Here is a 20696-nt window from a genome sequence, read left to right on the forward strand (position 1 = left end):
ACACCACGTTACGACGAGTGGCTGAACGTCACTTCTCGGAAGAGCCGTCTCCCGTGAGGGCGGCGGCCTCCGCGCGCAGGTCACGGCGGAGTTCCTTCGGCAGCGAGAAGGTGATGGACTCCTCGGCGGTCTTCACGGTCTCCACGTCGGCGTAACCTCGCTCGGCCAGCCACTCCAGTACGCCGTCCACCAGCACGTCGGGGACCGAGGCGCCGGAGGTGAGGCCGACCGTGGTGACGCCCTCGAGCCAGGACTCGTCGATCTCGGCGGCGAAGTCCACCAGGTGGGCGGCGGGCGCGCCGGCGTCCAGGGCGACCTCGACCATGCGGATCGAGTTCGAGGAGTTCTTGGAGCCGACGACGATGACGAGCTCGGCGTCCTCCGCCAGCTTCTTCACCGCGATCTGGCGGTTCTGCGTGGCGTAACAGATGTCGTCGCTGGGCGGCGAGAGCAGGTTCGGGAACTTGGCCTTGAGGGCGTCGACCGTCTCCATGGTCTCGTCCACGGAGAGCGTGGTCTGGGAGAGCCAGACGACCTTCGACTCGTCCCGCACCTCCACGTTCGCCACGTCCTCGGGGCCGTCGACCAGCGTGATGTGGTCGGGGGCCTCGCCCGAGGTGCCGATGACCTCTTCGTGTCCCTCGTGGCCGATCAGGAGGATGTCGTAGTCCTCCTTCGCGAAGCGGACGGCTTCCTTGTGGACCTTGGTGACGAGCGGGCAGGTCGCGTCGATGGTGGCGAGCTTGCCGGCCGCGGCCTCGTCGTGGACGACGGGCGCGACGCCGTGCGCCGAGAACATCACGATGGAGCCCTCGGGGACCTCCTGGGTCTGCTCGACGAAGATGGCGCCCTTCCGCTCCAGGGTCTGCACGACGTACTTGTTGTGGACGATCTCGTGGCGGACATAGATCGGGGCCCCGTACTGCTCAAGGGCCTTCTCGACGGCGATCACGGCACGGTCCACACCGGCGCAGTAGCCCCGGGGGGCGGCGAGCAGGACGCGGCGGGGGCCAGTCGTAGCAGTCATGCCCACCATCGTAAGGCCGCGTCCAACAGGTCAAAGATCCACCGTTTGGCGAGACTGGAAGCCCGTGCGCGACAACGTGCGCGACAAAACGGAGGCCCGATGTCCGCCCACACCGCTCCACCAGCCGGAGAAGAGGGACAGCCGCCCGCGGGAGAGGACACGCTGCGGCGCAGCCTCGGCTTCCGGGACCTCGTCGTCTACGGGCTCCTGTTCATCGCCCCGATGGCCCCCGTAGGCGTCTTCGGCACCCTCGACGCCAAGTCGCACGGTGCTGTCGCACTGGTCTATGTCGTCGCGACCGTCGCGATGGCGTTCACCGCGTTCAGCTACGCGCAGATGGTGCGGGTCGCCCCGCAGGCCGGCTCGGTCTTCACCTACGCGCGCGTGGGGCTCGGTGAGGCGCCGGGGTTCATCGCCGGGTGGATGGCGATGCTCGACTACCTGCTCATCCCGGCGGTCGCCTATCTCTTCTCCGGGATCGCGATGAACGCGCTGGTGCCGTCGGTGTCGCGCTGGGTGTGGACGGCGCTGGCCGTGATCATCACGACGCTCCTGAACCTGTGGGGCGTGCGGGCGGCGGCCCGGGCCGGCTTCGCGGTCCTGGCGATGGAGATCGCCGTGCTGCTCGTGTTCCTCGCGTCGGCGATCGTCGTACTCGTACGCGACGGGGCGGAGCGCGGCTGGCTGTCGCCGCTGACAGGGGACGGCTCGCAGGGCGCGTTCGCACTGTCGGCGGTCGTCGGCGCGGTGTCCGTGGCCGTGCTGTCGTATCTGGGCTTCGACGCGATCGTGTCGTTCGCGGAGGAGGTCACGGGCGGCTCGGCGAAGGTGGCGCGGGCGGTGCTGTTCTGTCTGGCGCTCGCGGGTGTCCTGTTCATCGCGCAGACGTATCTCGTAGCGCTGCTCGAACCGGTGTCGTCGGCGGAGCTCGCCGCGGACCCGGCCAAGCAGGGGGCCGCGTTCTACGACGCGATCGACGTGTCGGTCGGCAGGTGGCTGCACGACCTGGTGGCGGTCAGCAAGGCGATCGGCGCGGCGTTCGCGGCACTGGCCGGGCAGGCGGCGGCCGGGCGGCTGCTGTTCGCGATGGCCCGCGACCGGCGGCTGCCGAAGGCGCTGTCGCGGACGGACTCCGGGGTGCCGCGGGTCGCGCTGCTGTGCGCGGCGGTGGTGACGCTGGTGGCGGCGGTCTGGGCGGCCCGCAGGGACGACGGCCTCGACCATCTGGTCTCGGTGGTCGACATCGGCGCTCTCACGGCGTTCGTGCTGCTGCACGCGAGCGTGGTGGGCTGGTTCGTGGTGCGGCGCGGCGCGGGGACGTTCAGCTGGTGGCGGCATCTGATCGTGCCGGTGCTCGGCGCGGCCGTCACGGTCGCTGTGATCGTGGAGGCGTCGGGCACGGCCCAGGTGGTGGGCGCGATCTGGCTGGCGGTGGGGCTCGTGGTGCTGGTGGCGCAGAGGGGGCGGCGGGGCGAGCGGGTGGTCTGACGGGACGTCCGGCTGCGGTGGGTGTACGGGCGCCGGCCCCATGCCCGTACAGCCGGGCTCCGCCCCATCCCCGTACGCCCTCCGTACGTCCTCACCACGTCCTCAGTACGTCCTTCGCGTCACGGAGCGTTGTCGGTGGGTGCGGCTACGCTCACCGGCATGGCTGTGAATACGTCCGCGGACGCCCCGCTGCCCGTCGGGGAGGTGTCGCGGCTCATCGGGCGGTGGATCGACCGGCTCGGTGCCGTGTGGGTCGAGGGACAGATCACCCAGCTGTCCCGGCGCCCCGGCGCCGGCGTCGTGTTCCTGACGCTGCGCGATCCGTCGCACGACATCTCGGTCGGCGTCACCTGCTACCGGCAGGTGTTCGACGCGGTCGCGGACGTCGTGACGGAGGGCGCGCGCGTCGTCGTCCAGGCGAAGCCGGAGTGGTACGCGCCGCGCGGCCAGCTGTCGCTGCGGGCCTCCGAGATCAGACCGGTGGGGGTCGGTGAACTGCTCGCCAGGCTGGAGCAGTTGAAGAAGTCCCTGGCCGGCGAGGGGCTCTTCGCCCCGGAGCGCAAGAAGCCGCTGCCGTTCCTGCCGCAGCTCATCGGGCTCGTGTGCGGGCGCGCGTCGGCCGCCGAGCGGGACGTCCTGGAGAACGCGCGGCACCGCTGGCCCGCCGTCCGCTTCGAGGTGCGCAATGTGCCGGTCCAGGGCGTGCACGCCGTGCCGCAGGTCGTGCAGGCGGTCAAGGAGCTGGACTCGCTCGACGACGTCGACGTGATCATCGTGGCGCGCGGCGGCGGCAGCGTGGAGGACCTCCTGCCGTTCTCGGACGAGCAGCTGGTCCGGGCGGTCGCCGCCTGCCGTACGCCGGTCGTCTCGGCGATCGGCCACGAGCCGGACAACCCGCTCCTCGACCACGTCGCTGACCTGCGCGCCTCCACACCGACCGACGCGGCGAAGAAGGTCGTGCCGGACGTCGGCGAGGAGTACGAGCGGGTGCAGTGGCTGCGGGACCGGGCGCGGCGCAGCGTCGAGTCGTTCGTGGACCGGGAGGAGCGCGGGCTCGGACAGGCCCTCGCCCGGCCGGTCATGGAGGACCCTCACCGCATGATCGAGGTGCGCGAGGAGCAGGTGACGGCGCTGGCCGAGCGTGGCCGGCGCACCCTCGGGCACCTCCTCGACCGCGCCGAGTCGGAGCTGTCGCACACGCACGCGCGCGTGGTGGCCCTGTCCCCCGCCGCGACCCTCAAGCGGGGTTACGCGGTGCTGCAGAAGGCGGACGGGGACGTCGTGCGCGCCGCGGACGACGTGGCGGCGGACGAGGTGCTGCGGGCGCGGGTCGCCGAGGGCGAATTCACCGTACGGGTCGAGACCGGGAACCAGGAGAGCGCATGACCACGAAGACCGACGAGGCCGGGCTCGGCTACGAGCAGGCGCGGGACGAGCTGATCGAGGTCGTCCGGCGGCTGGAGGCGGGCGGCACGTCGCTGGAGGAGTCGCTCGCGCTGTGGGAGCGGGGCGAGGAGCTGGCGAAGGTGTGCCGGCGCTGGCTGGACGGTGCGCGGGCGCGCCTGGACGCGGCGCTGGCGGAGACCGGGCCGGACGGGGGCGCGGACGAGGAGGAGTGAGGGGCGGGGACCTGTGGACGGTGAGCGGGACGAGACGCGGCGTCAGGGGTTTGTGAAGCGGGTCACGAGGTTCCAGTTTTGGTTGAATGTTAAACGGTGCTGACGTACTGTCGTGTGCATCGGCTGGTCCGTTCGCAGCGTCGCGACGGACCGGCCGCACCCCCAGCACGTACGTATCGAGAAGGTTGATCCATGTCTCTCGTTCTTGACCCCGCCGCCCAGGACCTGCTGTTCCGCGAGGCCCGCACCGCGAACACCTTCACCGACGAGCCGGTGACCGACGAGCAGGTCCAGGCGATCTACGACCTGGTCAAGTTCGGTCCGACGGCGTTCAACCAGTCGCCGCTGCGCATCACCCTGGTCCGCTCCCCCGAGGCCCGCGAGCGCCTCGTGCAGCACATGGCCGAGGGCAACCGTCCGAAGACGGCCTCCGCCCCGCTGGTCGCGATCCTCTCCGCGGACAACGAGTTCCACGAGGAGCTCCCGGCGCTCTTCCCCCACTTCCCGCAGGCCAAGGACGTCTTCTTCGCGGAGCGCCCCGCCCGTGAGGGTGCCGCCGCCCTGAACGCCACCCTGCAGGCCGCGTACTTCATCATCGGCGTCCGCGCCGCCGGCCTGGCCGCGGGCCCGATGACCGGTCTCGACTTCGCCGGTGTCCAGAAGGAGTTCCTGGACGACGACCACACCCCGCTGATGGTCATCAACATCGGCAAGCCGGGCGACGACGCCTGGTTCCCGCGCTCCCCGCGCCTGGAGCACGACCAGGTCATCACCACGATCTGAGTGCTCCCGCCGAGCGCTCCCTCCGAGTGCTCCCGCACGCTTGACGAGAAAGGCCCCCCGGCAACAGCCGGGGGGCCTTTCCCATGCGCCGAAGCGCCTGAAATCCCTGAAGTCCCCGAAATCCCGCGCGCCGGGATCCCTGAAATACCTACTTCGTCCGCAGCGCCTCGGCCATCTTCGTCAGCTGTGCGAACGACGCCGTGCCGGTCACGACGGTCGTCGACTTGTCGCCCTTGAGCACCAGGGCGTCGTACTGGCCGCCCTTGTAGCGCCGCCAGGTCTCGCCGCCGATGCGCTGCGTCGCGCTGGTCTCGGTGGCGCCCTGGCTGGCCCGGTCGATGAAGGCCGACGCCTTCTCCGTGGACTGCTCGACGCCCACGTACTGGCCGTCGGCGTCGTGGAAGCCGAGGTGCCAGGCGTCGAAGTTCGAGCCCTGGAACCGCACCGACGTCGGCTTCCAGGACTTCGCCAGCCCCTCGGGCGCCGCCACCGGGTACGCCGCGGCACGCCGCGCCGTCAGCAGCTCCACGCGGTAGTCCACGCGCTTCACCGGCGGGGTGCCGGAGTCGTCGTGCGGGACGAACACGTAGATGCCTGCCGCCGCGAGCACAGTCGCGCCCATCGAGAGGACCAGACTTCCCACGGTCTTCTTGCCTTTGGTACCTGCCACGCCCCCATCGTCGCAGGTACGTGAGCGATCACCGCACGTGGGCCCGGTCTGCTCAAACGTGGGGCCCTCTGCTCATTTTGTCGGCCTGACGATAGAGTCGGGACATCACCCTCATCCGGCCGTCGTCGTATCAGAAAGGTGCGTCTCGATGACCGAGCATCACCAGTTGCCGTCCGAACTCGAAGTCCCCGCGGAGGCTCCCGACCGGAACCTCGCCCTGGAACTCGTCCGGGTCACCGAGGCCGCGGCCATGGCCGCCGGCCGCTGGGTCGGCCGCGGCGACAAGAACGGGGCGGACGGCGCGGCCGTGCGCGCCATGCGGACCCTCGTCTCCACCGTCTCGATGAACGGCGTCGTCGTCATCGGTGAGGGTGAGAAGGACGAAGCCCCGATGCTCTACAACGGGGAGCGCGTCGGCGACGGGACGAGCGCCGAGGTCGACATCGCCGTTGACCCGATCGACGGCACCACGCTCTGCGCCAAGGGCATGCCGAACGCCATCGCGGTCCTGGCCGCCGCCGACCGCGGCACCATGTTCGACCCGTCCGCCGTCTTCTACATGGACAAGCTGGTCGCGGGCCCCGAGGCCGCCGACTACGTGGACATCAACGCCCCGGTGGCGGTGAACATCCGCCGTATCGCCAAGGCCAAGCGCGCCGCTCCCGAGGACGTCACGGTCGTCATCCTGGACCGGCCGCGCCACGAGGGCATCATCACGGAGGTCCGCGAGGCCGGCGCCCGGATCAAGCTGATCTCCGACGGCGATGTCGCGGGCTCCGTGCTCGCGGTGCGCGAGGACAGCGGCATCGACCTGCTTCTGGGCATCGGCGGCACCCCCGAGGGCATCATCTCGGCGTGCGCCATCAAGTGCCTCGGCGGTGTCATCCAGGGCAAGCTGTGGCCCAAGGACGACGCGGAGCGCCAGCGGGCGATCGACGCGGGCCACGACCTGGACCGGGTCCTGTCGACGAACGACCTGGTCTCCGGCGAGAACGTGTTCTTCGTCGCCACCGGCATCACGGACGGCGAGCTGCTGCGCGGTGTGCGCTACCGCGCCGAGAGCGCCACGACGTCCTCGCTGGTGATGCGCTCCAAGTCGGGCACGATCCGTCAGATCGACTCGCAGCACCGGCTGTCGAAGCTGCGCGCGTACAGCGCGATCGACTTCGACCGCGCCAAGTAGGTCACGCGAAGCAGGTTCTTTCCGCTACGCGTTCGGGGCGCCCCTTTGTGCGGAGGGGCGCCCCATTCGCGTATCGGGAGGGTGGTCAGCCGGCCGCGCGGATCTGGTCGACCGAGCTCGCCGCCTTCTGGAGCTCGACCTCTCGCCGGCGCCTGCGGGCGAGGACCACGCGGCGCTCGGCGGCGGTGAGGCCGCCCCACACCCCATAGGGCTCGGGCTGAAGGAGCGCGTGCTCGCGGCACTCGACCATCACGGGGCAGCGGGCGCAGACGCGCTTGGCCGCCTCCTCGCGGGACAGGCGGGCCGCGGTCGGCTCCTTGGACGGGGCGAAGAAAAGGCCGGCTTCGTCGCGCCTGCACACGGCCTCCGTGTGCCACGGGGCGTCCTGGTCCCGATCTCGCACTGGCCCCCGCTGCGGGGGGACGGCGGCGACCTGCAGGGACTGATGCGGCGGATGCAGCACGGTCTACTCCTGACGACGGCTTCGCGAGCGAGCGACGATGCAGCAACCTCTACCCGCTGTGTGTGCGCCTATGCACTGAGTTCCGAAGGACGGGAGTTCCCCGGCCACCGGCCGCCGTGCTTCCGCCGTACGCCCATCGCGCGTCCGCCGTCCCAAAGGCGGGTCAGCTGTCGAGGTGTTTGCGCATGCGGTCGTGCAGATCGCGCAGGCGCTTGCCGCGCTTGGGCTTGGCCTCGATGTTGCCGAGGACCGCGATGCCGTCGACGTACACGACGGGCGCGTCCGGGTCGGCCGAGTCGAGGGTGTGCACCTCGAAGTTGCCGAGGACGCCGCCGCCGCTGCCGCGCAGCGAGATGTTCTCCGGGACGCGGACCTCCACGTTCCCGAAGACGGAGACGGCCTTGATCACGACCTGCTGGTACTCGAAGATCGCCTCGCTGAGGTCGATCTCGATGTTGCCGAAGATGGCGTACGCGTGCGTCCTGCGGCCCACGCGCCAGCGGCCCTTGCGGGCCGAGGTGCTGAAGACGGCGACCAGGTTCTCGTCGGCGACCGCGGGGACCGCGCCCATGGCGGGGCGGTTCGGGGCCGGCGACGAGGCCGTGGGCCGGTGCTGCGTGTGGGGGCCGGGCAGGTCCCTGACGAGCGGCTCCAGCTCGGCGTGGGTCTTGGCGCGGTACACCCCGTCGATCCGCTCGGAGTGCTCCTCCGCGGTGAGCCGGCCCTCCGCGAGGGCCTCGCGCAGGATCTCCGCGGTGCGGTCGCGGTCGGCATCGGAGGCACGCAGATCGGTCTGCGGGGCGGGCTGCTCGGAGCGCTTCTCAAGGTCCACCCGCCCAGCGTACCCAAACGCGATAGATCGCGACTAGGGGGCGGCAGCGCGAACTGAGCCTTACCTCACAGGCTCGGCCGTGCCGTCAGGTTCTACGCTGGTTGGCGCTGCCAATGGATGCCAGCTGCCACCGGCCGAAAGAGGAATGGGCGAGATGCCTGAGTTCGCGTACACCGATCTGCTCCCCCAGGGCGAGGACACCACCCCGTACCGACTGGTGACCACGGAGGGCGTCTCCACCGCCGAGGGGCCGGACGGCCGTACGTTCCTGAAGGTCGAGCCGGAGGCGCTGCGCAAGCTCGCCGAAGAGGCGATCCACGACATCCAGCACTACCTGCGCCCGGCCCACCTCGCGCAGCTGCGCCGCATCATCGACGACCCGGAGGCGTCGGGCAACGACAAGTTCGTCGCGCTCGACCTGCTGAAGAACGCGAACATCGCAGCGGCCGGCGTGCTCCCGATGTGCCAGGACACCGGCACCGCGATCGTCATGGGCAAGCGCGGACAGAACGTCCTCACGGAGGGCGGCGACGAGGCGGCCCTCTCCCGCGGCATCTACGACGCGTACAAGAACCTCAACCTGCGCTACTCGCAGATGGCCCCGCTGAACATGTGGGACGAGAAGAACACCGGCTCGAACCTGCCGGCGCAGATCGAGCTGTACGCGACCGACGGCGGCGCCTACAAGTTCCTGATCATGGCCAAGGGCGGCGGCTCGGCCAACAAGTCCTTCCTCTACCAGGAGACGAAGGCGGTCCTCAACGAGGGCTCGATGATGAAGTTCCTGGAGGAGAAGATCCGTTCGCTCGGCACGGCGGCCTGCCCGCCGTACCACCTGGCGATCGTCGTCGGCGGCACGTCCGCCGAGTACGCGCTGAAGACCGCGAAGTACGCGTCCGCGCACTACCTGGACGAGATCCCCGCCGAGGGCTCCGAGCTCGGCCACGGCTTCCGTGACAAGGAGCTGGAGGAGAAGGTCTTCGAGCTGACGCAGAAGATCGGCATCGGCGCGCAGTTCGGCGGCAAGTACTTCTGCCACGACGTGCGCGTGGTGCGCCTGCCGCGGCACGGCGCGTCCTGCCCGGTCGCGATCGCCGTCTCCTGCTCGGCCGACCGCCAGGCCGTCGCGAAGATCACCGCCGAGGGCGTCTTCCTGGAGCAGCTGGAGACGGACCCGGCGCGCTTCCTGCCGGAGACCACGGACGAGCATCTCGACGAGTCGGGCGACGTCGTGAAGATCGACCTGAACCAGCCGATGGACGACATCCTCGCCGCCCTGACGAAGCACCCGGTCAAGACCCGCCTCTCCCTGACCGGCCCCCTGGTCGTGGCCCGCGACATCGCGCACGCCAAGATCAAGGAGCGCCTGGACGCGGGCGAGGAGATGCCGCAGTACCTGAAGGACCACCCGGTGTACTACGCGGGCCCGGCGAAGACCCCGGAGGGCTACGCGTCCGGTTCCTTCGGCCCGACGACGGCCGGCCGCATGGACTCCTACGTGGAGCAGTTCCAGGCGGCGGGCGGCTCCAAGGTCATGCTGGCCAAGGGCAACCGCTCGCAGCAGGTCACCGACGCGTGTGACACGCACGGCGGCTTCTACCTCGGCTCGATCGGTGGCCCTGCCGCCCGTCTCGCGCAGGACTGCATCAAGAAGGTCGAGGTCGTCGAGTACGAGGAGCTCGGCATGGAGGCGGTCTGGAAGATCGAGGTCGAGGACTTCCCGGCGTTCGTCGTCGTGGACGACAAGGGCAACGACTTCTTCAAGGACCCGGCCCCGGCCCCGACGTTCACCAGCATCCCGGTGCGCGGCCCCGGCCTCGCGTAACACCTGACGCACGACAGAAGGGCCGCCCCGCAGGCTTCACGGCGACGGGCGGCCCTTGTGCTGTCTCCCGGAAGGTCAGGCGAACCGCTGGCCCGCCGAGCCGTCGCAGTTCTGGAGCCGTACGTTGTCCTTCGCCGAGGCGAGGGTCAGGCACAGGCCCGTCGAGGCGGCCGGGCGCAGGGTGTCGCCCTGGCGGACGAACTGCTGGTTGGTGCCGCCGTGGCAGTTCCACAGGACGAGGGCCGTGCCCGCCCTGTAGGCGCTGTCGGGGACGTCCACGCAGCGGTCCTGGGTGAGTTCGGAGTGCAGGGACTTGCCGGCCGTGTCGTACCACCAGCCCTGGTTACGGGTTCCCGAGCAGTCCCAGCCGATGACGGCCGTGTTGTTCGCGCTGCTCGCTCCCTTGGCGTCGGCGCACGTGCCGGTGCCCGCGTTCTTCAGTGGCCGGTAGGCGTCGTCCCAGCCGCCCTTGTAGAGCTTGGGGGTGCCGGTGCTGGCCGGATCGGCGCAACCTGCTTCCTGGTAGCCGGAGTTGTAGAGCTGGGTGAGGCAGGAGGCGAAGGCGCCGTGGCCGCGCACGTTCGGGTGGAAGGACTGGCGCACGGAGTTGGAGTCGGGCGGGAACGGGTTGGAGATGTCCACGTAGAGGCCGCGGGCCCAGGCGTCCTCCATGCAGACCTCGTGGCCCTGGAAGAGGCGGGAGTTGTCGAGGTAGACGGCGCCGGACTCCTGGGCGGCCTTGCGCATGCCGCGTTCGAAGGCGGGCACGGCGGCGTTTCGGCCCCAGGCGGCGTCGGAGTCGTAGCCGAGGCAGCCGCCGGGGAGCTTGCCGGGGAAGGCGGGGTTGTCGTGGATGTCGGGGCCGATGGGGCTGGGGTAGCCCATGACGACGAGCTTGTAGTCGCTGTCGGCGTAGCCCGCGCCGCGCATCACGGTCTTCAGGTCGGCGACGGTCGACTCGACCTTGGGCACGAGCCCGTCGACCCTGGCCTGCCAGCCCGGCGCGTACTTGGGCTCGCACGCGCCCTGGAGCGTGAGGTAGCGGGTCACGCAGTCGGTCATGACGGGACCGAACTGGAGGTCGTCGTTGGCGCCCGCGACGAGCACGATCATCTTGATCTTCGTATTGCGCGCCTTGACGGCGAGAGAGTCGCTCTGCACCAGCTCGTCGGCGTACTGCTTGCTGCCGCCGATGCGGATGTTTCCGGTGTACGCGCCCGAGCAGGAGACGTTGTACGTCTCGTCGGCCGGGATCCCGGTGCGGTGGATGGCGGAGTCGGGCGAGCGGTGGCACCAGTTGTCCGGCCCGTTCGTGCCGGCCTCGTAGGTGCCGACGCCCTCCCCCGAGATCTCGCTGTCCCCGAGCGAGATGAGGGCGGTCCTGCGGTCGGCGAGGGGCCGTTCGGCCGGGTCCCCGTAGAGCTTGACGGCCTCGGCCGCACGGATCTTCTCCAGGTCCGGCGGGAGCGGGCTGGTGGCCGCGGCGGCGGGTGCCGCGGACGCGGTCGGCGCGGTCAGGCCGACGAGTGCGGCGGCCGTCGCCGCGACAACGGCGACGGCGCATCTGATGCTGGGTCTGGTGCGGTGCAGGACGTTCATGACGCCTCCCCGATTTGGGTGTTACCCGAGGTATTTACTGGCGGGTAAGAGGCTTGGGAATAGCCAGAACAAGACAAGTGCTCACGTTTTACGGAGGGATGACGATGACGACGGCGATGAATGACGGCGGCGGCGACAGCGGCCGGTACCGGATCGAGCACGACTCCATGGGCGAGGTACGGGTCCCCGTGGACGCCAAATGGCGGGCCCAGACGCAGCGGGCCGTGGAGAACTTCCCCATCTCGGGCCAGCGCCTGGAGCGTGCCCACATCGAGGCGCTCGCCCGCATCAAGGCAGCCGCGGCCCATGTGAACGCCGAGCTCGGCGTCGTGGACAAGGACATCGCGCAGGCGATCGCGGAGTCGGCCGGCGAGGTCGCCGACGGGCGCTGGGACGACCAGTTCCCCGTGGACGTCTTCCAGACCGGCTCCGGCACATCGTCCAACATGAACACCAACGAGGTCCTCGCGACCCTCGCGACGGAGCGCCTCGGCCGCGACGTCCACCCGAACGACCATGTGAACGCGTCCCAGTCCTCGAACGACGTCTTTCCGTCGTCGATCCACATCGCGGCCACCGCCGCCGTCACCCATGACCTGATCCCGGCGCTCGGCCATCTGCGGGCGGCCCTGGAGCGCAAGGCGGACGAGTTCGCCGACGTCGTGAAGTCGGGGCGTACGCACCTCATGGACGCGACGCCGGTGACCCTCGGGCAGGAGTTCGGCGGGTACGCGGCGCAGGTCGCGTACGGCGTCGAACGCCTTCAGGCCTCGCTGCCACGCCTGGCCGAACTGCCGCTCGGGGGAACGGCGGTGGGCACGGGGATCAACACGCCGCCCGGGTTCTCGGCCGCCGTCATCGCGGAGGTGGCGCGGACCACGGGCCTGCCGCTGACCGAGGCGCGCAACCACTTCGAGGCGCAGGGCGCGCGTGACGGCGTCGTGGAGACGAGCGGGCAGCTGCGGACCATCGCCGTCGGCCTGACGAAGATCGCCAACGATCTGCGCTGGATGGCGTCGGGACCCCGCACCGGACTGGCCGAGATCAGCCTGCCGGACCTCCAGCCGGGCTCGTCGATCATGCCGGGCAAGGTGAATCCGGTCATTCCCGAGGCGGTGCTCATGGTCGCCGCTCAGGTCACGGGGAACGACGCGACGGTCGCCGCCGCGGGCGCCGCGGGGAACTTCGAGCTCAACGTCATGCTGCCGGTCATCGCCAAGAACGTCCTGGAGTCGATCAGGCTGCTCGCCAACGTCGCGCGCCTGCTCGCCGACCGGACCGTGGACGGCATCACCGCGCACCGCGAGCGCGCCCGCGAGTACGCCGAGTCGTCACCGTCCGTGGTGACCCCGCTGAACAAGTACATCGGCTACGAGGAGGCCGCGAAGGTGGCCAAGAAGTCGCTGGCCGAGCGGAGGACGATCCGCGAGGTCGTCCTGGAGGGCGGCTACGTGGAGCGCGGCGACCTCACGGTCGAGCAGCTCGACGAGGCGCTGGATGTCCTGCGGATGACGCGTCCGTAACAGCGTTCGGCGACTGACCGAATTCGTGACGCGCACCGCGGCGTCATGTGTCGGGGGCACCTAATATCTGTCCATGACGGACCGGACGAGCATTCTGGCAGGTGAGACCGACGGCAGCGTTGGGCGCTGGGCGCCCGGCAGCCGGATTCTGTGGCGGTACCGGACGAACGGCGGGGACGGCTTCCACATCTGCCGCCCTGTCACGGTCGTCGAGGACAGCGCCGAGCTGCTCGCCGTGTGGCTGGCACCCGGCACCGAGTGTGTGAGACCGGTCCTGGCCGACGGCACACCGGTGCACGAGGAGCCCCTGGCCACCCGGTACACGAAGCCGCGCACCGTCCTGCGCGACCGGTGGTTCGGCACCGGTGTCCTGAAGCTGGCACGGCCCGGCGAGCCCTGGTCGGTGTGGCTGTTCTGGGAGCCGGGCTGGCGGTTCAGGAACTGGTACGTGAACCTGGAGCAGCCGCGGGTGCGGTGGGCCGGCGGCGTGGACTCCGAGGACCACTTCCTCGACCTGTCGGTCTACGCGGACCGCACCTGGCGCTGGCACGACGAGGACGAGTTCGCGCAGGCGCAGATCGCGGGCCTGATGAGCGCGGCGCAGGCCGAATCCGTACAAAGAGCGGGGCGCGCCGCGGTCGAGGTGATCGAGGGCTGGGGGCACCCGTTCCCCGACGGCTGGCAGCACTGGCGGCCCGATCCTGCGTGGCCGGTTCCCGCGCTTCCGGGTGACTGGAACCGTACGCCCGCGCATGTGTCCTCATGAGACCCTTGATGCGCCCCCGTGGTTCAAACGTAGGATCGTCCTCCGGAAGTGCGCACAGGTACAACTCTTCGCGCTTGCAGCAGGTCTGACACGATGTCAACGAGGTCATCGAGGGGCGGCGGGACCGTGAGTCACGGCAGCGAGGGTTACGAGACGTACGGGAGCGGCCGCCGGACCCCGGCGCCGGACCGTACGGGCCAGGCCGAGGCCTTCGACGCGATCGGCGCCCGCTACGACGACGCCTTCCCGCACAAGGAAGGCCAGTTGGCCGCGGTGGACGCGCTGCTCGCAGGACTCGCACCCGGCTCGCGCGTGCTCGAGGTCGGCTGCGGCACGGGAGTTCCGACGAGCCGTCAACTGGCCGACGCGGGGCACTCCGTGGTCGGCGTGGACCTGTCGGCCGGCATGCTGGAACTCGCCCGCAAGAACGTCCCCGAGGCCGAGTTCCACCAGCTGGACCTCGCGTCACTGAGACCGGAACCCGGCGAGGAACAGGGCGAGTTGGGCGAGTTCGACGCCGTCACCTGCTTCTTCACGCTGCTGATGCTGCCGCGCACCGAGATCCCTGCGGCGCTGCGGCTGCTGCGCTCGATGCTCCGGCCGGGCGGGCTGCTCGCCCTGTCGATGGTCGAGGCCGATCTGGACGACACCGAGATTCCGTTCCTGGGGCACACAATCCGGGTATCGGGATTTCTGCGGGACGAGCTGCGCCAGGTCGTACGCGCCGCGGGACTGGAGATCACCGGCGAGCACACGTACGCGTACGCTCCGGCGAGCACCGATGTACCACCCGAACACCAGCTGTTCTTCAACTGCCGGCGTGCCGGGAAGTGAAGCGGCACGTCATTAGGCGCGCAGCCCAGGACGGACGGATTCGAAACGCGTGACGGAGCACCCCACCTCCCACGAGGGCCGCCGGCCGGCCGCCCGCCCCGCCGCCCCCGCGGACCCCCGCGGGGCCCTGAGGCGCGCCTCCGACGCGCTCCCCGCACAACAGGGGCGCCCCGGAGCGACCGCATCCGCCGACGACGCCGATCCCGCGCGCCGAGGGCCCGCGTCGGGCGCCTCCGTACCGCGCGGCGCCGCGCCCGAGCACTCCGGAGCCTCACCCGTACCCGAGCAGCCGCCACGTCGTGAGAGCGGTGGCGGTGGCGTGCCCGGGAGGCGCAAGCCCGGTTCCGCTTCCGGGGACGCCGACAGCGCGCCCGAACACGCCCTGTCGGACGCCGGACCGGACGATCCCCACCGGCCGAGGCCCGTGCCCGACCGGCGGAGCGGACAGCCGCGCCCGCCGGGGACACCCGTCCCGATGCGGCGGGACGGGGACCGGCTGCGCTTCGTGGGTGCCGCGACCCGGCGGATCGCCCGCGGGATAGACCTCGACGAGATCGTCATGGGCCTGTGCCGCGCGTCCGTACCCACGTTCTCCGACGTGATCCTGGTCTATCTGCGGGACCCGCTGCCGGTCGGCGACGAGCGGCCCTCCGGGCCCGTCGTGCTGCGGCTGCGCAGGACGGACCGGCTGCGCCTCATCGAGGAGGGCGCCGAGGATCCGGACACCGACGGCGGCGGACTCCTGACGATGGCCGCCGGCACCGCACAGGGCGACCCCGTCACCGCCGAGCTGTGCGAGGTGCGGACCGGCGGCGCGCTGGCCGAGGTACTGCGGGGCGTACGGCCCGTGTTCGCGGACTCGCCCGCCGCCCTGGCCGCGCTGCCGGAGCTGCTCGGCGACGACCCGGACCTCGCCCTGCCCACCGGGCAGCGGGCGATCCTCGCTCCGCTGCGCGGGCGCCGCCGGGTCATCGGTGCGGCCGTCTTCCTGCGCCGCCCCGAGCGCCACGCTTTCGAGAACGACGACCTGCTGGTCGCGGGGCAGCTCGCCACGCACAGCGCGCTCGGCATCGACAAGGCCGTCCTGTACGGCCGCGAGGCGTACATCGCCGACGAGCTCCAGCGCACGATGCTGCCCGAGACGCTGCCGCGGCCGACAGGCGTGCGCCTCGCGTCCCGGTATCTGCCGGCCGCGGAGACCGCGCGCGTGGGCGGCGACTGGTACGACGCGATTCCGCTGCCCGGCAGCCGCGTCGCCCTGGTCGTGGGTGACGTCATGGGCCACTCCATGACGTCCGCCGCGATCATGGGCCAGCTCCGTACGACCGCGCAGACCCTCGCCGGTCTCGACCTGCCGCCGCAGGAGGTCCTGCACCACTTGGACGAGCAGGCCCAGCGCCTCGGCAGCGACCGCATGGCGACCTGCCTGTACGCCGTCTACGACCCGGTCTCGCACCGCATCACCATCGCCAACGCGGGCCACCCGCCGCCGGTCCTGCTGCATCTGGGCGGCCGCGCCGAGGTGCTGCGCGTCCCGCCGGGCGCGCCGATCGGTGTCGGCGGGGTCGACTTCGAGGCGGTCGAGCTGGACGCCCCGGCGGGCGCGACGCTCCTCCTCTACACGGACGGTCTGGTCGAGTCGCGGCTGCGGGACGTGTGGACCGGGATAGAGCAGCTGCGGGAGCGGCTCGCCGCGACGGCCCAGCTGACCGGACCCGACCATCCGCCGCCCCTTGAGGCGCTGTGCGACGAGGTCCTCGACATGCTCGGCCCGGGCGACCGGGACGACGACATCGCGCTGCTCGCGGCCCGGTTCGACGGGATCGCGCCGAGCGACGTCGCCTACTGGCTCCTCGACCCCGAGGACGCGGCGCCGGGCCGGGCCCGCCGCCTGGCGCGCAGCGCGCTCGCCCGGTGGGGCCTGGAGGAGCTGACGGACTCGGTGGAGCTCCTCGTCAGCGAGGTCGTGACGAACGCCGTGCGGTACGCGTCCCGGCCCGTCACGCTGCGCCTGCTGCGGACCGACGTGCTGCGCTGCGAGGTCGGCGACGACGTGCCACAGCTGCCGCGGCTGCGCCAGGCCCGCGCCACCGACGAGGGCGGGCGCGGCCTGTACCTGGTCAACAGGCTCGCGCGGCGCTGGGGCGCGACGCGGCTGAGCACCGGCAAGGTCGTGTGGTTCGAGCTGGCGCACGGGAACGGCACTGCCTGAACCTGGATACGCGAGTGGGCCCGGAACCGTACGGTTCCGGGCCCACTCGCGTGCGTCACTGTCAGCCGGTGAGGCCGCGTGGTCTGTTGCTGCCCGAGTCGTCCGGGTTCTCCGGGACTCCGATCGTCGGCGACGAGGGGTCCGTCGGGGGCGTGACGCCGCCTGACGGCTCGTCGGTCGGCGGGGTGGTCTCCGGGCTCGACTCCGGGGTGCTCGGCGTCGTCGGCGGAGTGGACTCCGGGGTGCTCGGGGTGTTCTCCGGGGTGGACTCGGGGGCACTCGGGGTGTCCTGCGGGGTGGACGGCACCTCGACGGCCGCGCCCATGTCCGTGTCGAGGTCGAACTCGGCCGTGGGGCTGGTCGAGTTGAAGGTGTACTGGGCCCAGATGCGCGCCGGGAAGCTGCCGCCGTCGACGCGGGGCAGACCGCCGGCGCCCTTCATCGAGACGTGCGCGCCCGCCTCCGAGGTCTTCAGCGCGCCCTCGCCGAACAGGCCCACCGAGGTGACCAGATCCGGCGTGTAGCCGGTGAACCAGGCCGACTTGTTGTCGTCGGAGGTACCGGTCTTGCCCGCCACCTTCTGGCCGTCGCGGGCCGGGTTGTCACGCACCGAGGTCTTCGCCGTACCGTCGTCGACCACGCCGGTCAGGACGGAGGTGACCGAGTCCGCGGCGCCGCGGCTGATCACCTGGTTGCCGATCGCGTCCGGCAGCGGGACGTCCTGGCCCTGCTTGGAAACGGACTTCACGATCTGCGGAGTGACCTGCTTGCCGTGGTTGTCGAGCGTCGCGTAGACACCGGCCATCTCCATCGGGCTCGCGCCCATGGTGCCCAGGGTCTGCGCCGGGTACGGCTTGAGGTCGGCGTCGTCCATGCCGAGCTTCTTGGCCGTCGCCATGACCTGGTCCATACCGACGTCGACGCCCATCTGCGCGAAGACGGAGTTGATGGACTTGTTCATGGCGGTCTGCACGGTGACCGGGCCGTAGCTGTGGTCGTCCTCGTTCGGCGGGGCGAAGCCGACCTTCTGTCCGTCGCTGACGACCGGCCGCCTGTTGGTGCCGTCGTAGATCGTGCTCGCCTTGATCGACTGCCCGGTCTGCGTCGTGGCGTTGTTCTCCAGGGCGGCCGCGAGGATCAGCGGCTTGAAGGTGGAGGCCGGCTGGTAGTCGGGGCGGGTCGCGTTGTTGACGTAGTGCTTGCTGAGCCCTTCACCGCCGTACAGCGCGAGGACCTTGCCGGTCTTCGGGTCGACCGAGGCGGCACCGGCCTGCACCCGGGAGTCGGCCTTCTTGCTCTTCGGGTTCAGGTTGTCGGTCAACTGCTGCCTGACCGACTTCTCCAGCTGCTTCTGCTTCTTGCGGTCGATGTTGAGGGTGACCGTGTAGCCGCCCGCGTCGAACTGCGCCTCGGTGAGGTTCAGGTCCTTCATCACCTCGGCCTTGGCGGCGGTGTAGAGGTAGCCCTCCTGGCCCTCGAGCCCGGCGGCGGCCTTCGGCGCCTTCGGCTTGGGGAACGTCATGCCCTCGCGCTCGCTCGCGCTGAGCCAGTGCATGTCGACCATGTTGTCCAGGACGTAGTTCCAGCGCTCCACGGCCAGCTTCTTGCCGGTGTCCGAGGCGATGCCCCAGTCGTACTGGTTCGGAGCCTGGAGGAGCGCGGCGAGATACGCGCCCTGCGCGACGGTCAGCTTCTTGGCGTCGACGTTGTAGTAGGCCTGGGCGGCGGCCTGGATGCCCCACGAACTGCGGCCGTAGAAGCTGGTGTTGATGTAGCCCGCGAGGATGTCTTCCTTGGACTTCTTGCGGTCCACCTTCAGCGAGATGACCAGTTCCTTCAGCTTGCGCGTGACGGTCTGGTCCTGCGTGAGGTAGTAGTTCTTCACGTACTGCTGGGTGATCGTCGAACCACCCTGCTTGCCCTTGCCGGTGACCGTGTTGATCACGCCGCGGGCGGTGCCCTTCAGGTCGATGCCCTTGTCCTTGTAGAACGTCTTGTTCTCAGCGGCGACGAAGGTGTGCTGCACACCCGTGGGCACCTCGGAGAGATCGACGATCTCGCGGTTGACCTGGCCGACACGGGCCATGGTCTTGCCGTCGCTGTACTTGTAGACGTTGCTCTGCCGCATCGCGTCCGGGTTGCCCTCGGGGACGTCGATCACCATGTACAGCACGATGAACGCGCCCATGCAGAGGAGGCACAGGCCGAAGAGTGTGCCGAGGATCTTCTTCCAGGTGAAGAAGCGGCGTATACCCGTCCGCCGGGTGGACGAGCCCCCGCGCGCCGCCCGGCGCGCGCCGCCGCGCTGCCGTGCTCGTCTCTCGTCCGCTCGACCCATGGCTCCCGTTACTCCGCTTCTAGTCGCTGACACGTCCGCGCGCCCACTGCGCACTTCACACTCATCGGTGCTGAATCAGCTCATGAAGCTAACACCGCACCTAAGGGCAAAAGGATGCCGATCCGGGCATTTCCGGACGTGACAATCAGCACCTGTCCCATGGGAACCGACGACCGAGAGATGCAGATGGTTGCCGCACACGGTAAAGTGATATCACTTTGCTAGACCTGGTTCGCGAGAACCGCCAGCTCACAGGAACGGGGACCCTTATGTCCGAGACGGACACCACAGCCACGGACACCACAGCCGACGCACCCGAGATGCCCAAGCCCCGCGTCAAGGAGGTCGTCGCTCACAGCATCGGCGGCGGGCTCGCCCTGCTGCTCGGCCTGCTCGGCCTCTTCGCGGGCGTCGCCCTCATCGCGACCGGCGCTTCGCTGTCGTCGGCGGGCGCGAAGGCGGGGCTGATCGTCCTCGGCGTCGTGGTCGCGATAGCCGCGTTCTTCGCGATGTGCGGGCTGAACATGGTGGCGCCGGGCGAGGCCCGCGTCGTCCAGCTCTTCGGCCGCTACCGGGGCACGATCCGCGAGGACGGCCTGCGCTGGGTGAACCCGCTGACGTCCCGGACCAAGATCTCGACCCGCGTACGCAACCACGAGACGGCCGTCCTCAAGGTCAACGACGCCTACGGCAACCCGATCGAGCTGGCCGCCGTCGTCGTGTGGCGCGTCGAGGACACCGCGCAGGCCACCTTCGAGGTCGACAACTTCCTGGAGTTCGTCGCCACGCAGACCGAGGCCGCCGTGCGGCACATCGCCATCGAGTACCCCTACGACGCGCACGACGAGGCCGGCCTCTCGCTGCGCGGCAACGCCGAGGAGATCACCGAGAAGCTCGCCGTCGAGCTCCACGCGCGCGTGGAGACCGCGGGCGTGCAGATCATCGAGTCCCGGTTCACGCACCTCGCGTACGCCCCCGAGATCGCCTCGGCCATGCTCCAGCGCCAGCAGGCGGGCGCCGTGGTCGCGGCGCGGCGGCTCATCGTGGACGGCGCGGTCGGCATGGTCGAGGACGCGCTCGCCCGGATCACGGAGCAGGACTTCGTGGCGCTCGACGAGGAGCGCAAGGCGGCCATGGTCAGCAATCTGCTCGTGGTCCTGTGCGGCGACCGCGCGGCCCAGCCGGTCCTGAACACGGGAACGCTCTACCAGTGAGCCCCTCGGAAGAGGAGCGCGAGGGTCCCCCCGAGGGGCCCGCACGCCGGTCGCGGCCACAGCGCAAGCAGGTACTGCTGCGGCTCGACCCGCTCGTGTACGACGCGCTCGCGCGGTGGGCCGGGGACGACCTGCGCTCGGCGAACGCGCAGATCGAGTTCCTGCTGCGGCGCGCTCTCGCGGAGGCCGGGCGGCTGCCCGGCTCGGCGGGACCGCTGCCGCGGCGGGGGCGGCCGCCCAAGGGATCGCAGGGCGACGAGGCGGAGTGAACGGTCCGGAGCATGCGCCCCGGGCCGTTCACGCTTTACCCCGAAGTCCTC

The 20696-nt window shown here is 70.5% G+C and carries 18 protein-coding genes; 12 read left to right on the forward strand and 6 right to left on the reverse strand.

Annotated features, from left to right (window positions below; translation table 11 throughout):
• Positions 1 to 28: 28 nt before the first annotated feature.
• Positions 29 to 1027 carry a 4-hydroxy-3-methylbut-2-enyl diphosphate reductase gene (locus OG574_RS19540; RefSeq protein ID WP_326774280.1) on the reverse strand — a complete coding sequence of 333 codons (999 nt, stop codon included), beginning with the start codon at positions 1025 to 1027 and terminating at the stop codon, positions 29 to 31.
• 99 nt (positions 1028 to 1126) lie between these two features.
• Here OG574_RS19540 and OG574_RS19545 point away from each other — a divergent pair, with 99 nt between their 5' ends.
• The 4 genes from OG574_RS19545 (at position 1127) to OG574_RS19560 (ending at position 4917) form a co-directional block, all read left to right on the forward strand.
• Entirely contained in the window at positions 1127 to 2515 is a 1389-nt protein-coding gene (locus OG574_RS19545) for an APC family permease (protein WP_326774281.1), read from the forward strand.
• A gap of 159 nt (positions 2516 to 2674) precedes the next feature.
• Positions 2675 to 3901, forward strand: a complete 1227-nt coding sequence (gene xseA, locus OG574_RS19550; RefSeq protein WP_326774282.1) for an exodeoxyribonuclease VII large subunit — start codon at positions 2675 to 2677, stop codon at positions 3899 to 3901.
• Entirely contained in the window at positions 3898 to 4134 is a 237-nt protein-coding gene (locus OG574_RS19555; protein ID WP_326774283.1) for an exodeoxyribonuclease VII small subunit, read from the forward strand. The genes xseA and OG574_RS19555 overlap by 4 nt, the downstream gene beginning before the upstream one ends.
• A 192-nt stretch (positions 4135 to 4326) precedes the next feature.
• The gene (locus OG574_RS19560; protein WP_100596556.1) at positions 4327 to 4917 is read left to right on the forward strand and encodes a malonic semialdehyde reductase; all 591 of its coding nucleotides are present in this window, start codon (positions 4327 to 4329) and stop codon (positions 4915 to 4917) included.
• A 148-nt stretch (positions 4918 to 5065) separates the two neighbouring features.
• On the opposite strand, the gene OG574_RS19565 is transcribed toward OG574_RS19560, so the two are convergent.
• A complete protein-coding gene (locus OG574_RS19565) occupies positions 5066 to 5587 on the reverse strand; it encodes a DUF4245 domain-containing protein (RefSeq protein ID WP_326774284.1) in 522 nt (173 codons plus the stop codon).
• Between the two features lie 148 nt (positions 5588 to 5735).
• Between OG574_RS19565 and glpX the strand changes: the two genes are divergently transcribed.
• Positions 5736 to 6770, forward strand: a complete 1035-nt coding sequence (gene glpX, locus OG574_RS19570; protein ID WP_326774285.1) for a class II fructose-bisphosphatase — start codon at positions 5736 to 5738, stop codon at positions 6768 to 6770.
• 85 nt (positions 6771 to 6855) lie between these two features.
• Here glpX and OG574_RS19575 read toward each other — a convergent pair whose 3' ends face one another.
• Together OG574_RS19575 and OG574_RS19580 are read right to left on the reverse strand one after the other, a co-directional pair.
• The gene (locus OG574_RS19575; RefSeq protein ID WP_100596553.1) at positions 6856 to 7233 is read right to left on the reverse strand and encodes a WhiB family transcriptional regulator; all 378 of its coding nucleotides are present in this window, start codon (positions 7231 to 7233) and stop codon (positions 6856 to 6858) included.
• 163 nt (positions 7234 to 7396) lie between these two features.
• A complete protein-coding gene (locus tag OG574_RS19580; protein WP_326774286.1) occupies positions 7397 to 8065 on the reverse strand; it encodes a DUF1707 SHOCT-like domain-containing protein in 669 nt (222 codons plus the stop codon).
• 154 nt (positions 8066 to 8219) lie between these two features.
• On the opposite strand from OG574_RS19580, the gene OG574_RS19585 reads away from it, so the two are divergent.
• The gene (locus OG574_RS19585) at positions 8220 to 9890 is read left to right on the forward strand and encodes a fumarate hydratase (protein ID WP_326774287.1); all 1671 of its coding nucleotides are present in this window, start codon (positions 8220 to 8222) and stop codon (positions 9888 to 9890) included.
• A gap of 75 nt (positions 9891 to 9965) precedes the next feature.
• Here the strand turns inward: OG574_RS19585 and OG574_RS19590 are convergent, their stop codons facing one another.
• Positions 9966 to 11489 (reverse strand): ricin-type beta-trefoil lectin domain protein, encoded by a 1524-nt coding sequence (locus OG574_RS19590; RefSeq protein ID WP_398375742.1) that lies wholly within the window; start codon positions 11487 to 11489, stop codon positions 9966 to 9968.
• Between the two features lie 116 nt (positions 11490 to 11605).
• On the opposite strand from OG574_RS19590, the gene OG574_RS19595 reads away from it, so the two are divergent.
• From OG574_RS19595 to OG574_RS19610, 4 genes are all read left to right on the forward strand, one after another.
• Positions 11606 to 13012: a class II fumarate hydratase gene (locus tag OG574_RS19595; RefSeq protein ID WP_100596687.1), complete on the forward strand. Its 1407-nt coding sequence runs from the start codon at positions 11606 to 11608 to the stop codon at positions 13010 to 13012.
• 73 nt (positions 13013 to 13085) lie between these two features.
• Positions 13086 to 13778 carry a cytidylyl-2-hydroxypropylphosphonate hydrolase gene (gene fomD / locus OG574_RS19600; protein ID WP_326774288.1) on the forward strand — a complete coding sequence of 231 codons (693 nt, stop codon included), beginning with the start codon at positions 13086 to 13088 and terminating at the stop codon, positions 13776 to 13778.
• Between the two features lie 93 nt (positions 13779 to 13871).
• Entirely contained in the window at positions 13872 to 14612 is a 741-nt protein-coding gene (locus OG574_RS19605) for a class I SAM-dependent DNA methyltransferase (protein ID WP_326774289.1), read from the forward strand.
• A 49-nt stretch (positions 14613 to 14661) separates the two neighbouring features.
• Positions 14662 to 16824: a SpoIIE family protein phosphatase gene (locus tag OG574_RS19610; protein ID WP_326774290.1), complete on the forward strand. Its 2163-nt coding sequence runs from the start codon at positions 14662 to 14664 to the stop codon at positions 16822 to 16824.
• 61 nt (positions 16825 to 16885) lie between these two features.
• Here the strand turns inward: OG574_RS19610 and OG574_RS19615 are convergent, their stop codons facing one another.
• Entirely contained in the window at positions 16886 to 19162 is a 2277-nt protein-coding gene (locus tag OG574_RS19615) for a transglycosylase domain-containing protein (RefSeq protein WP_326774291.1), read from the reverse strand.
• Positions 19163 to 19431: 269 nt separating this feature from the next.
• Here OG574_RS19615 and OG574_RS19620 point away from each other — a divergent pair, with 269 nt between their 5' ends.
• Both OG574_RS19620 and OG574_RS19625 read left to right on the forward strand, forming a co-directional pair.
• Positions 19432 to 20376, forward strand: a complete 945-nt coding sequence (locus tag OG574_RS19620) for an SPFH domain-containing protein (protein WP_326774292.1) — start codon at positions 19432 to 19434, stop codon at positions 20374 to 20376.
• Entirely contained in the window at positions 20373 to 20645 is a 273-nt protein-coding gene (locus OG574_RS19625) for a hypothetical protein (protein ID WP_326774293.1), read from the forward strand. Before OG574_RS19620 ends, OG574_RS19625 begins: the two co-directional genes overlap by 4 nt.
• Positions 20646 to 20696 lie beyond the last annotated feature (51 nt).

This window comes from Streptomyces sp. NBC_01445 (assembly GCF_035918235.1).
GTDB lineage: Bacteria > Actinomycetota > Actinomycetes > Streptomycetales > Streptomycetaceae > Streptomyces.